This window comes from uncultured Bradyrhizobium sp. (genome assembly GCF_947648125.1).
Classification (GTDB): Bacteria; Pseudomonadota; Alphaproteobacteria; order Rhizobiales; family Xanthobacteraceae; genus Bradyrhizobium.
This window is the reverse complement of sequence record NZ_CANSMR010000001.1, coordinates 89325-101580: the sequence shown is the minus strand read 5'-3', so window position 1 is coordinate 101580 and position 12256 is coordinate 89325. Positions and strand designations below refer to the sequence as shown.

Below are 12256 nucleotides of genomic sequence, written 5' to 3'. Positions count from 1 at the left end.
CGCCATGAGGTCGATGCGACTCATCTCAGAGGCCGCTGAACTGCGCCTTGCGCTTCTCGGTGAACGCCGAGCACCCTTCATGGGCATCGGAGGAGTCCAGCACGAGGCCGATCATCGCCTGCTCATGACGGAGCGCCGCACGCAACGGCATCTCGTCGCCGTCGACGAGCGTGCGCTTGAGCAGCTTGAGGATCAGCGGCGATTTGGCGGCGATCTGGTCGGCAAGCGCCATGACCGTCGTGATCAGTTCGCCAGCCGGCACGATCTTGTTGATCAGCCCGAGCCGTTCGGCGTCGCTGGCGCCGATGCGATCGCCGGTGAACATCAGCTCCTTGGCCTTGCACAGCGGAATTTGCCTGATCAGGCGCTGGGTGCCGCCGGCGCCCGGAAACAGGCCGAGGGTAATCTCGGGGAGACCGAATTTCGCGGTATCAGCGGCGATGCGGATGTCGGTGCACAGCAGGAGCTCGGTGCCGCCGCCGAGCGCCCAGCCGTTGACAGCCGAGATCGTCGGCTTGTCGAGCATCTCGATGTGGCGAAACATGGTGTGCAGGCGCTCGCCGAGCTCGAGATAATGCGGCAGGCCCTGGCGCGAATTGAGATCGGCGATGTCACCACCTGCGACGAACGCCCGGTCTCCGGCACCGGTGAAGACGATGACGCGGACGTTCTGGTCCTGCTCGGCCCTGGTCACGGCGGCGTCGAGCTCGGCAAGCGTGTCCATGTCGAGCGCGTTCAGCGTGGAAGGGCGATTGATGGTGATCAGCGCCACCGCCTCGCGGCGCTCATACTTGATCCGATCGGTCATCTGCTTCTCCTTTGGTCAATCCAGAGTTCGCCGAACGGCCGCGATCACCCGGTCCGCGGTCGGCTGATAGGCGCTTTCGAGCGCCCGCGAAAACGGTACCGGCATGAAGGGCGCGCCGACCCGGACGATCGGGCCGTCGAGTTCATCGAAACCGATGTCGGCCATCCGCGCGGCGATTTCGCCGCCGATGCCGAAGGCCTCGACCGCCTCGTGAACCACGACAAACCGATGGGTTTTCGACAGCGATGCCAGCACAGCAGCCTCATCCCACGGCTGAAGACTACGCAGATCGATCACCTCGGCTTCGACGCCGTCCGTCGCAAGCCGCTCGGCGGCGTCGAGCGCCGTCTTCACCGTCGCGCCATAGGTCACGATCGTGACGTCGCGTCCGGCTCTTATGGTTGCCGCCTTCCCGATCGGGATGATGTCGAGCCGTTCAGGCGCGTCCATTCTCATGGCGTAGAGCGCCTTGTTTTCGACCACGATCACCGGATCGGGATCATCGATCGCCGCGCGCAGCAGTCCGTACGCACTCACCGGGTCGGCCGGGCAGACCACCTTCAGGCCCGGGACATGCGCAAACCACGCCTCGAGGCATTGCGAGTGCTGCGGCCCGGCGCCGAGACCGCCGCCATGCGGCGTGCGCAGCACCATCGGCACCGACCCCTGCCCGCCGAACATGAAGCGGGCCTTCGCCGCCTGATTCACCATCGCATCCATGACGAGCGTCGTGAAATCCATGAACATGATCTCGACGACCGGCTTCAGTCCGCTCAGCGCCGCGCCAACTGCGGCGCCGGCGATCGTGGCTTCGGAAATCGGCGTGTCGCGCACCCGGCTCGGCCCGTAACGATCGCGCAAACCGCGCGTCGCCCCGAACGATCCGCCGGCTTCGCCGACGTCCTCGCCGAACAGGATCACGGCGGGATCGGCCGCCATCGCATCGTTGAGCGCCTGGTTGACCGCGCGCAGATAGCGAAGCTCAGCCATGATTGCCCTCCACGCGAGAATAGACGTCGGCCCGTGCCGCTTCGAAATCGGGATCCCGTCCGCGCCGTGCCGCCGCCACCGCCGCTTCGACGCGCTGTTCGACCGATTCCGCAGTGCTCGCCAGTTCGGCTTCCGCCACACCCATGTTCTGCAACTGCATCGCCGTGAGCCGCAACGGATCGCGCTCAGCGAGCTTCGCGACCTCGTCCGGGTTGCGATATTTCTGCGCATCGCCCTCGAAATGGCCGCGCACGCGAGTCGTCACGCATTCGAGCACGGCTGGCTCGCCCGCGCGTATCCCGCGCACCATCTTCTCTGCGGCGTCAGCGACAGCGGCGACGTCGTTGCCGTCCACCGCGACATGCGGCAATTGGAAGGCCGCCGCCAATTCGCCGAGCTTGAACGCGATCTGCTTCGAGCTCGGCAGGAATTCGCTCCAGCCGTTGTTCTCGCAGACAAACAGCAGCGGCAGCTTCCACAGGCTTGCAAGGTTGAAGCATTCGTGGACGACACCCTCGCCGAGCGCACCGTCGCCGAAGAAGGCAACCGCCACGGCCTTACGCCCGAGTAGCTGGTGCGCCATCGCCGAGCCGAGCGCGATCGGCAGCCCCGCGCCGACGATGCCGTTGGCGCCGAGCATGCCGACCGACATGTCAGCGACGTGCATCGAGCCGCCGCGGCCGCGGCAGAGCCCCTCGTCGCGCGCCAATAGCTCCAGGAAGAATCCCTCGAGCGGCAGTCCCTTGGCAATCGCGTGACCGTGGCCCCGATGCGTGGACGCGATCGTGTCCTCGGCGTTCAACGCACTCATCACGCCGGCCGAAACCGCCTCCTGGCCTATGCTGAGGTGGATAAACCCCGGCACCTCGCCGTCAGCGAACATCGTGCTGAGGCGCTCCTCCGATCGGCGGATCAGAAGCATCTGGCTGTAGAGCTGAAGCAGACGGGCCGCCTCCGGTGCCCGCTGCGCCCGGGGCTGGCCGCTCGATCGCGTCTTCACCGTCACCGTTCCTCCCTCGCTTTCGGAGCCAACCTATACAAATATGAACTACGAGTCATCATTCATGTTTGGTCCATGCGCAAGATTTCTCCCAGCCATGGAGCACCTGACCGGTCGGATTGTTTTGGTAATGAGATCAACGTATTAGATGACCGATTTGAGTCATGGCGTGCACGAGTATCAGGAGGATGGTGCCCCTGCGACTCGACCGGCGGCATTGCCGAACCGGCCACTGCCGAAACACGCTGAAGGCTGGCGACACGCGACGAAGGGTTGTCACCGCGCGGCCGAACGGCTATCGTCGAGCCATTCGCAATTGAGAATAAGATACTGAATAGAGAATGAATGCCTCGCCGAAGCCGGTCAATGCCCTCGCCCGCGGAATCGCGATCCTGCGCTACCTCGACTCGCAAGGCGAACCCGTCGGGGTGGTGCAGATCGCGCGCGATCTGAAGATCAACACGTCCACCTGCTTCAACCTGCTTCGCACCCTCGCTCACGAGCGGCTGGCGGTTTTCGACCAGACGACGAAGAAATACTCGCCGGGTCTCGGCGTGCTGGAGCTGGCGCACAGCGCGCTCAAGCAGGGCGGCCATATCCGGCTGCTCCACCCGCGGCTCGAGCAAATCGCCAACGAGCACAAGGTCACGGCGATGCTTTGGCAACTGATTTCGCCGAGCCGAGCCATGGTGGTCGATCTCGCCGAGGCGCCGACGCCGCTGCGGGTTCATTTCACGGTCGGCCAGCGGCTGCCTTCCCTGATCGGCGCGCTCGGGCGCTGCTTTGCCGCGCATCTCGGCCTGCCGAAACCGCAGATCAAGGCGATGTTCAAGGAATTGCGGTGGCAGGACCCGCCGACCTTCGATCAATACTGGTCGGATGTCGAAGAAACCCGGCGCAACGGCTTCGCGGTCGATATCGGACGTTACAATCGCAACTTCACCACCGTCGCGGCGCCGGTTCTTGCGAGCGATGGTCGTGCCACCATGGCTGTATCGGCCATCACCTTTTCCGGCGATATCGATCGCACGCGCCTGCTGCGCCTCGCCGCCGACCTGAAGCGCGTCACCAGAGACGCATCGCGCGCGCTGGGCAACAGCGGATCGCTGGATTCTGCGCAAGCTGCTCCTGCCGGTCGGACCAAAGCCTCGTCGCGACAACATCGGTCCGCTACCGCGACTTGAGGTAGCGCGCGATGGTGTCGCGCACTCCGGGACGGCTGAAGTTTTCGTGCATCAGCGGCGCGAGACGGCCGATCCGCGCCAGGACGTCGGACGACCCGTCACTGCGCATCGCCCGCCGGCCGATCCCGAGCGCCTCGACCCGGTCACGATAGAACGCCACGCGGTCGGCAACGCCGGCGGCGAAGGCGTCCGCGGGCACGATGTCGGACACGAGCCCGAGGTTACGTGCTTCCGACGCGTCGAGCAGTCGGCCTGTGGCACAAAGCTGGAATGCAACAGACCCGCTTACCTTCTCTTCGAGCGCCGCATGCACGATGACCGGGTACATATTGAACCGGATCTCGGGAAGGCCGAAGGCAAGATTGTCCGCCGCGATCACCAGATCGCTCAGCGCGGCGATCAGCACCCCTGCCCCCAGCGTCCGGCCATGTGTGGCTGTCACGACGGGACGAGGAGAGGCAGTGAGAGCGGCGGCGATCGCCTTCAAACCCTCTTCCTGCCGTTCGAGCTGATCCCCTTGCAGGAATTCGGCGATGTCGGCGCCAGCGCAGAAGCCGCGCGCGCCGCTCCCCTCGATCAGCACAAGCGCGGCATCCGCAGCCGTGCCGATCGCTTCGGCCAGCGCGTGCATCATGTCCGCCGTGAGCGCGTTGGCCTTGTCTGCGCGGTCGATCAGGATCGATCGGACACCGTCCCGGTCCTGCCGGCGGATCAATTGTACTGTCGTCAATTGTGCTATCCTGGGCTTGCGATCTTCATCAGCGCATCGAGAGCAACAACGTTCGATCCCCGAGCGACCAGAGGGTTGATCTCGATCTCGTCGAGTTTCGGATCGGCAAGGAAGCGTGCTGCGATGTTCGCCAGTCCTTGCGCGATCACGCCGACATCGACGGGTTGCCGGCCGCGAAAGCCGCCGAACAGCCTGGCGCTCCGCAGCGACCGCAGCAGGGCCTCGATCTCCTGCGCCGACAGCGGCAACAGCCCGATGGCGACGTCCGGATCGAGCTCGACTTCCACGCCCCCGCGTCCCACCATCAGCATCGGCCCGAACACCGGGTCGCGTCGGAATCCGACGATCAGCTCGATGTCGAAGCCGACCATCTGCTCGATCAGCACGCCTTCGCAATCGACCCCGGCGTCCCGGCCCCGCCGCTGCAAGACCCGAAAGGCGTCCGTCACTGCGGGCGCATCCGCGAGGCCCAGCATGACGCCGCCGTGCTCGCTCTTGTGCGGCATCGCCGGAGACTGCAGCTTGGCTGCGAACGGCCCCTGCAGCCCCGCGATGGCGGCGGCCACATCGTGATCGGTGCGCACCATCACGCCCGCGGGCAGCTCGACGCCGCCAATCTCGCGCAGTCTCGCCTTGCTCTGCCACTCGGTCAGGGTGCTGGATCGAGATACGGACCGCGCGCCTTCGGGTGCGTCACCCGCGAGCACGGCGCGAGCCCGACGCGTCCGCGCGCGACATGCGTGCGCCAGCGCCGCAATTGCCTGCGGAATGTCGGCATAGACGGGAATCCGGGCGGCATCGAGTTTCGCGACAATCTCGGGACGCGCGCCGATCCAGACTACGATGAAGGGACGGCCGCTCGCGGCGCGGGCAGCGAGAATCGACCCGGTCAGAACATCCGAAATCGAATGCATCAGCCCGATGAACAGGATGCACGCATCGAGCTCGGGAGCGGCGCTGACGACGGACAGCGTCTTCCGGAACATCTCGGTATTAGCGAGAACGTTGGCCGTGAGATCGACGGGATTGTGCGGCTTGGAATAGCCCGGCAAGGTCTTCGACAGCGCTTCGGCCGTTTGCGGCGTGAAGGCGGGGAAGCCGAGACCGGCGCTCTCGATGGCATCCGCCAGCAACACGCCCGCGCCGCCGGACACGGACAGAACGCCGATCCTGCCATCGGCCGGCACCGCGTCGTGCAGCACGAGCTTGGCCGCATCGATCATCTCGGTCACGGATGCGACACGAACCGCGCCGTACTGGTCGAAGCACGCTTGGTAGACCCGATCCTCGCCGGCCATCGCGCCCGTGTGTGAAGCCGCAGCGGCGGCGCCCGCCGACGACCGGCCGGCCTTGATCACGAAGACCGGCTTGTTGGCGCGCGCGGCGTCGCGCAACGCTGCGCGGAACGCCCGGCCGTCCTTGACGTCCTCCACATAGGCGCCGATCACTCTTGTCAGGGGATCGTCGACCAGCATGCCGATGCTCGCCGCAATGTCGACATCGCATTCATTGCCGGTCGAGATCCATTGGCTGACGCCGAGCCCGGCCTGCAGCACCAGATCGAGCCAGTAGGCGCCGAGCGCACCGCTCTGGCTCGCGAAGCCGAACCCGCCCGGGGTGAGCGTGTTCTCCTCCATCGCCGTCGTGAACGAGGCGATCAGTCCGGTCTCGGCGTTGATCACGCCGAGACAATTCGGCCCGACGATTGCAACGTCATGCCGGCGCGCGAGGTCGGTCAGTCGCGCCTGCAGCCTTGCGCCTTCGGCGTCGTGCTCCGAGAAGCCGGAGCTGAGGACGACGAAAGATCTGACGCCTGCAGCCACCCCCTCGATGATAACGGGCTCGACCTGCGCTGCCGCCGTGCCGATCAGCGCGAGATCGACCGGCCGGTCGACGGGCGCAAGCGATGGATAGGCGCGCAGGCCCTGGATTTCCTCGCGGGAGGGATTGATCGGAATGATCTCGCCCTTGAAGCCGCGCTGCAGCATGTAGGCGATCGGGCGACCGGTCAGCTTGGTCGGGTCGCTCGATGCCCCGACCACCGCGACACGCTTCGCCGCCATCAGCCGGGCAATCTTTTCGCGCGCGCTAGTCATTGCGTTGCAACTTCCTTTACACCGCGGCGGAAGCGCCAGGCCTGCCGCGCGCGCTCGAGCGCACCGACGAGGCCGTCAGGCGCAAAGCGGATGACGATCACGAGCAGCATCCCGTAGACCAGCAGATGGACCCCCGGAAGCGACCCGCCGAGCGAATGGCGCAGCCATTCGCCGGCCGGAACCAGCAGCATCGGACCGACGACCGGTCCCCATACGGTCCCGGTTCCGCCGACCACGGTCAGCAGGACGATCTGGATCACGATGTTGATGCTCGCGAAGGTGTGCGGCTCGACATATTGCAGATACTGCGCATAGAAGGTCCCGCCGAGCGCAGTCAGCGCCGCGCTGATCCCCATCGCCAGCATCTTGTACCTGAGAACCGGCACGCCGATCGCATGCGCGGCGCGCTCATTGTCGCGCACGGCCCGCAGATAGAGGCCGATCTTGGTGTGATACAGCCACATCGAGAGCGCAACCGCGGCGACGACGTGCAGCAGGATCACCACGTAATAGGTGACATCCGACCTGAACTGATACATCGCCGGCGTGCCGCGCACCGGCAATGTCAGCCCCCGGCTCGCACCGAGAAGGTCGATCGAGGAGATCGCGAGATAGCCGAGCATCGCCAGCGCAATGGTCACCAGCGCGAACGAGAGCGGCGGCAGCTCGTAGCGAAAGGACAGCCAGGCGATGAATATTCCGATCACGGTCGCAAGAGCAGCACCCGCGAACATCCCGAGCCATGGCGTGATCCCGAACTGGGTCGAGAGCAGCGTCGACGTATAGGCGCCCGCCGCCAGGAACAGGCTGTGGCCGATGCAGAACTGGCCGGCGATGCCGCCGACGATGTTCCAGGCGACGCAGAGATAGATGAACAGCAGTGTCAGGATAGCGATGTTGATCCATCCCGACGACATCGCCAGCGGCGCCAGCACCACCGCGAGAAAGATCAGCCATGGCCCGACTGCGGGCGCCAGGGGAGACGTGTCGCGCATCAATGCTCTCCCATCAGGCCGTGCGGCCGGAACAACAGCACCAGCAGCAGGATCGCGTAAGGAATCATCGCGCCGACCGTGCCGCCATAGAGCAGGCTGGCGAGGCTCTCGGACACGCCGATGATCACGCCCGCGACCATCGAGCCGGTGAAGTTTCCAAGCCCGCCGGTCACCATGACGATCAGTGCGATCAGCGTGAAGTCGAGGCCCATGGCCGGCGTCAGCGTGAATTGTGCGACGATCATCGGCCCGGTCAGCCCGAGCAGGCCGATGCCGATGCCGAAGGCGAGCGCCTGGATTCGTCCGACGCGGATGCCCATTAGCGCCGCGGCATCGCGGTTCTGCGTGATGGCGCGCACCTGGCGGCCGAAATCCGTCCGCATCAGCACGACATAGAGCACCGCAGTCAATACCGCGGCGAGCACCGAGCCGACCAGCAGCGGCCATGGCATGACGAGCGGCGGAACGCCCAGATTCCGGTTCGACAGCACGGTCGGGACATTGATGTAGTCGCCGCCGAACAGCAGAAGCAGCAGGTTCTCCTGGATGAAGACCAGACCAAGGGTGAGCTGCGCGCCGGCGAGCACGCCGGCCGCAAGCACCGGCTGCACCAGGTGCCGGAACAGCACGAAGCCCAGCAGGAGGAAGAGGAAGAACATCAGCGGGGCGGCGGCATAGGCGTCCATCCTGAAGGCCTGGTAGAGTGCCATCGCGCCGTACATCGCGAGCGCCATGAAGTCGCCATGGGCGAAGTTCAGCAGCCCGCCCACGCTGAATATCAGGGTCATCGACAACGCGATCAGCGCGTAGATCGCCCCCATCTGCAATCCCTGCACCGTCGCCTGCAGCAGCACCTCGCCCGACATCCGATCCTCACAACCGCCCGAGATAGGCTTTCCGCGTGGCTGGATCGTGGGCGAGCTCGCCCGACGCGCCCGTCAGCACGATCCTGCCGTTTTCCATCACATAGCCGCGGCCCGACACCGCCAGCGACAGCTTCACGTTCTGCTCGGCGAGCAGGATGGTGAGCCCCTCCGCATTGAGCCGGCGCAGCGCGCCGTAGGTCTCCTGCACCATCAATGGCGACAGCCCGAGCGACGGCTCGTCGAGAATGAGAAGCCTCGGCTGCGCCATCAGGCCGCGGCCGATCGCGAGCATCTGCTGTTCGCCGCCCGACATGGTCGCCGCCTTCTGGTCGCGCCGTTCGGCAAGCCGCGGAAACAGATCGAAGACCCGCTTCAGCATGGCCTCGCGATGCGGTCGCGGTCGTGGGTGAACGCCGCCCAGCATCAGGTTCTCCCACACCGTCATACGTGGGAACACCATCCGCCCCTCCGGCACCAGCACGATGCCGGCGTCCACGGCACGCTCCGCGCCTCGTCCGGTCAGGTCGGATCCCTCGAATGTGATCCGTCCGGCGCTCGCGGGAACGAGACCCGCAATGGTCTTCATCAACGTCGTCTTGCCGGCGCCGTTGACGCCGACCAGCGCGACGAGCTCGCCCGGCTCGACGCGCAGCTCGACGTCGCGCAGGATGCTGATCCGGCCATAGCCCGAGACGAGGCCCGAAACCTCAAGCAAGCTCAAACTCCGCGCCAAGATAGATTTCGATCACCTTGGGATCGCGCACCACGTCGTCGGGGCGCCCCTCGACGATCTTGCGGCCGGTGCCCATCACCGCGATCCGGTCGCTCAAGCCCATGATCACGTCCATGTTGTGCTCGACGACCAGGAAGGTGATGCCGCGGTCGCGCAGATCGCGGATCAGCCGCACCACTTCGTCCGTCTCCGACGGACGCAAGCCCGCCATCACCTCGTCCAGCAGGATCATCCGCGGCTGGGTCGCCATGGCCTTGCCGATCTCGAGCGCCTTCTGGTCAGGCAATGTCAGTTGGCGACAGGTCAGATCGAGCTTGCCGCCGAGACGCACGAGCTCAGCCGTCGAGACCGCGATCCTCCGCGCTTCGGCGAGCGGCAGCCGAACCAGCGCCGCCGCCGTCAGCGTCTCGCGCACCGTGAGACTTGGAAAGACTTCCACGATCTGGAAGGTGCGTGTCAGCCCAAGGCGGCAGATCCGCTCCGGCGCCACCCCGTCGATCCGCTCGCCGCAAAACCGCACTTCGCCGCTCGTGGTCTTGACGAAGCCGGAGACCGCCTGAAAGAAGGTCGTCTTCCCGGCACCGTTGGGCCCGATCAGGCCGACGATCTCGCCGCGCATCACATCAAGCGAGACCTTGTCGACGGCCCTGAGGCCGCCGAACTGGACGGAGACATCGCGGGCGGAGAGCATGATCTCTCCACCGCCATCCGATGAAGCGGCGATCTCGCTCATGAAGCAGCCAGCCTTCGCGACGTGCTGCGGCCCTCGAGCCTGCGATCCATCGTCCTACTTGCGGCCATGCATCACCGCCGTGGTGGACGCGACCGACTCCGGATAGACGATGTATTTCCTGCCGCCCTTCCACTGGATGAAGATCGGGCTCGTTCCCGCCAACGTGCCGTCCTCGTTGTAGCGCATGTCGCCGGGGATGATCGGAAGCACGATCGCCGGATCGCCGGCCTTGAACTTCAGTCCGCGAAAGGCGGCGTTGACCTTGACTGGATCGTCGCTGCCGGCATCCTCGAGCGCCCGCACCATCATGCGAGCGGCCTGGACGCCGAACATGAAGCTCTGGTCGAGCGTCTTGTCGGGATAGGCCGCCTTGCCCTTCTCCAGCGCGTCCTTCAGGCCCGGCAGCTTGCCGTCCTCGGAATAGAAGGCGAGCCCGAAGGAATCCGTGAGCGTCTTCTCGGCGACCTCGGCTCCCAGCGTCTCCCACAGCTTGTCATCGCTGAAGCCGGCAGAGCCGCCGAGCCAGGTCGGATCGGCATAGCCGAGGTTGAAGCGGGCCTTGTGCAGGAGCATGCCGTCCTGGAAGTAGACCACGGAGATCACCGCGTCCGGGGCCAGGCTCTTCACCCGCAGCACGATCGGCGTCATGTCCTTGACGGACGGCTCGACAGGGATAGATTCCAGAACCTTGACGCCCTGCGCGGTCAGCGCCGCGGCGGCCGTCTTGGACACGACCTGACCGTAGTCGTTGTTGGCATAGGTGATGGCGACAGTGCCGATCTTCGCGCCCTTCGATGTCAGCCACTGCACCATGTCGGCGTAGGCCTTGCCGAAGCCTTCCGCGCTGATCGAAATGGTCGAAAAATACGGCGTGGTCGGGATCAGCGTGGTCTGCAGCCCGACGCCGCCGACCTGGTAGCGGTCCGCCACCGGCATGAAGGCCTGCGCCTCGGGCGTCGAATAGGGCCCCAGGACGAAGGACACCTTTTCTTCCGACATCAGCCGGCGCGCCTCGAGCGAGGTCTTGGTCGGATCGGAGCCGTTGTCGGCGACGACGAGGTCGATCTTGCCGCCGCCCAGGCTCTTGATGCCGCCGGCGGCATTGGCGTCCTTCACCACCATCTCGATGCCGCGCATAACGCTCAGACCGCTTTCGGCGTAGCGTCCCGTGCGAGGCATCAGCACCCCGATCTTCACGTCCTTGGCGAAGCCTGGCGCAATCGACATGAAACCGGTCAGGACCGCCAGGGCACAGACCTTCGTCAGCCGCGATGCATCGATCATCATTTCATTCCTCCCAACAACGTTCACGGGGACTTGCTGTCCCCTTCAATGAACAGGTCAGCGCCTCAGGCTCCCAATGTGAGCGTTCCGGTGATCACCGGTTCGCCGTTCTGATTTTCGACCACGACGTCGTAGAGCCTGCCGCCGGCATCCTTGATCCGGCCGCCGGCCGAGACGGTATCGTTCTCCCGCACCGGGCGAACGAAGCGCACCTCGAGCCGGGCGCCTTGCGCCGCGCCCGGACCATAGGTCGCCCGCAGCGACTGCCAGATCAGATTGAGCGACAACATCCCGTGCGCGATGATGCCCCGCATCGGCGTCGTCGCCGCAAAATCCGGATCGACATGGATCGGGTTGAAATCGTCGGTGATCTCTGCGTAAAGCCGAATGGCTGGACGATCGATGGTCTTGCTGACCCTGACGAGCTCGGTGCGATCGAAACCGGACATGATCACTTCGCCCATAGCGTGGTCATCAGCCCGGAGAACATCAGCGTGCCGTCCTGCCGTCGGGTCTCGGAAGCGAACCGGACCCAGCGGCGCTCGCCCTTCAATTCCTTGCCCTCACAACGCAGCTCCGTGACCAGGGTATCGCCGACCACGGGCAGCTTCGCGATCGTGAAAAGCTGCTGACCGTGCACGTTGCCGGGCGGCCGCGGCTGGAGGATGTCGGAATAGGCGCGGCTATAGACCGCCGCGGTCATGCCGGGAGGCATGCGCTCGCCATCGTGGTCGTCCGGAAACAGCGTCAGCCATCGCTGCAGAAGCTCGGCGCTCAACGTCAGCGTCCTGCTGCCGATCGTCTTGCCCGGCTCGAAGGTCTCGAACAGAAACATCC

Annotated in this window: 13 protein-coding genes; 1 reads left to right on the top strand and 12 read right to left on the bottom strand. The window is 65.5% G+C overall.

Annotation, left to right across the window (positions count from 1 at the left end; all coding sequences use genetic code 11):
- Window positions 1-25 precede the first annotated feature (25 nt).
- The 3 genes from Q0030_RS00480 to Q0030_RS00470 are packed head-to-tail and all read right to left on the bottom strand — an operon-like array spanning window position 26 to window position 2804.
- Window positions 26-808, bottom strand: a complete 783-nt coding sequence (locus Q0030_RS00480) for an enoyl-CoA hydratase/isomerase family protein (protein WP_298361924.1) — start codon at window positions 806-808, stop codon at window positions 26-28.
- Window positions 809-823: 15 nt separating this feature from the next.
- Window positions 824-1798, bottom strand: coding sequence for an alpha-ketoacid dehydrogenase subunit beta (locus tag Q0030_RS00475; RefSeq protein ID WP_298361922.1), 975 nt, complete (start codon window positions 1796-1798; stop codon window positions 824-826).
- Window positions 1791-2804 carry a thiamine pyrophosphate-dependent dehydrogenase E1 component subunit alpha gene (locus Q0030_RS00470; RefSeq protein WP_298361918.1) on the bottom strand — a complete coding sequence of 338 codons (1014 nt, stop codon included), beginning with the start codon at window positions 2802-2804 and terminating at the stop codon, window positions 1791-1793. Before Q0030_RS00470 ends, Q0030_RS00475 begins: the two co-directional genes overlap by 8 nt.
- A 335-nt stretch (window positions 2805-3139) precedes the next feature.
- Here Q0030_RS00470 and Q0030_RS00465 point away from each other — a divergent pair, with 335 nt between their 5' ends.
- Window positions 3140-3982: an IclR family transcriptional regulator gene (locus Q0030_RS00465; protein ID WP_298361915.1), complete on the top strand. Its 843-nt coding sequence runs from the start codon at window positions 3140-3142 to the stop codon at window positions 3980-3982.
- On the opposite strand, the gene Q0030_RS00460 is transcribed toward Q0030_RS00465, so the two are convergent.
- The 9 genes from Q0030_RS00460 to Q0030_RS00420 form a co-directional block, all read right to left on the bottom strand.
- Window positions 3969-4697 carry an enoyl-CoA hydratase/isomerase family protein gene (locus Q0030_RS00460; protein WP_298361912.1) on the bottom strand — a complete coding sequence of 243 codons (729 nt, stop codon included), beginning with the start codon at window positions 4695-4697 and terminating at the stop codon, window positions 3969-3971. The genes Q0030_RS00465 and Q0030_RS00460 overlap by 14 nt on opposite strands.
- A 20-nt stretch (window positions 4698-4717) precedes the next feature.
- Window positions 4718-6808, bottom strand: coding sequence for an acetate--CoA ligase family protein (locus Q0030_RS00455; RefSeq protein WP_298361909.1), 2091 nt, complete (start codon window positions 6806-6808; stop codon window positions 4718-4720).
- Window positions 6805-7803 carry a branched-chain amino acid ABC transporter permease gene (locus Q0030_RS00450; RefSeq protein WP_298361906.1) on the bottom strand — a complete coding sequence of 333 codons (999 nt, stop codon included), beginning with the start codon at window positions 7801-7803 and terminating at the stop codon, window positions 6805-6807. Before Q0030_RS00450 ends, Q0030_RS00455 begins: the two co-directional genes overlap by 4 nt.
- Window positions 7803-8669 carry a branched-chain amino acid ABC transporter permease gene (locus Q0030_RS00445; protein ID WP_298361903.1) on the bottom strand — a complete coding sequence of 289 codons (867 nt, stop codon included), beginning with the start codon at window positions 8667-8669 and terminating at the stop codon, window positions 7803-7805. Before Q0030_RS00445 ends, Q0030_RS00450 begins: the two co-directional genes overlap by 1 nt.
- Window positions 8670-8676: 7 nt before the next feature.
- Entirely contained in the window at window positions 8677-9384 is a 708-nt protein-coding gene (locus tag Q0030_RS00440; protein WP_298361900.1) for an ABC transporter ATP-binding protein, read from the bottom strand.
- Window positions 9377-10135, bottom strand: coding sequence for an ABC transporter ATP-binding protein (locus Q0030_RS00435; protein ID WP_298361897.1), 759 nt, complete (start codon window positions 10133-10135; stop codon window positions 9377-9379). The genes Q0030_RS00440 and Q0030_RS00435 overlap by 8 nt, the downstream gene beginning before the upstream one ends.
- A 54-nt stretch (window positions 10136-10189) precedes the next feature.
- On the bottom strand, window positions 10190-11422 hold the full coding sequence (locus Q0030_RS00430) for an ABC transporter substrate-binding protein (protein WP_298361894.1): 1233 nt from the start codon (window positions 11420-11422) through the stop codon (window positions 10190-10192).
- A 62-nt stretch (window positions 11423-11484) separates the two neighbouring features.
- Window positions 11485-11868, bottom strand: a complete 384-nt coding sequence (locus Q0030_RS00425; protein WP_298361892.1) for a MaoC family dehydratase — start codon at window positions 11866-11868, stop codon at window positions 11485-11487.
- A 2-nt stretch (window positions 11869-11870) separates the two neighbouring features.
- Window positions 11871-12254, bottom strand: coding sequence for a MaoC family dehydratase (locus Q0030_RS00420; RefSeq protein WP_298361889.1), 384 nt, complete (start codon window positions 12252-12254; stop codon window positions 11871-11873).
- Between the last annotated feature and the right edge of the window lie 2 nt (window positions 12255-12256).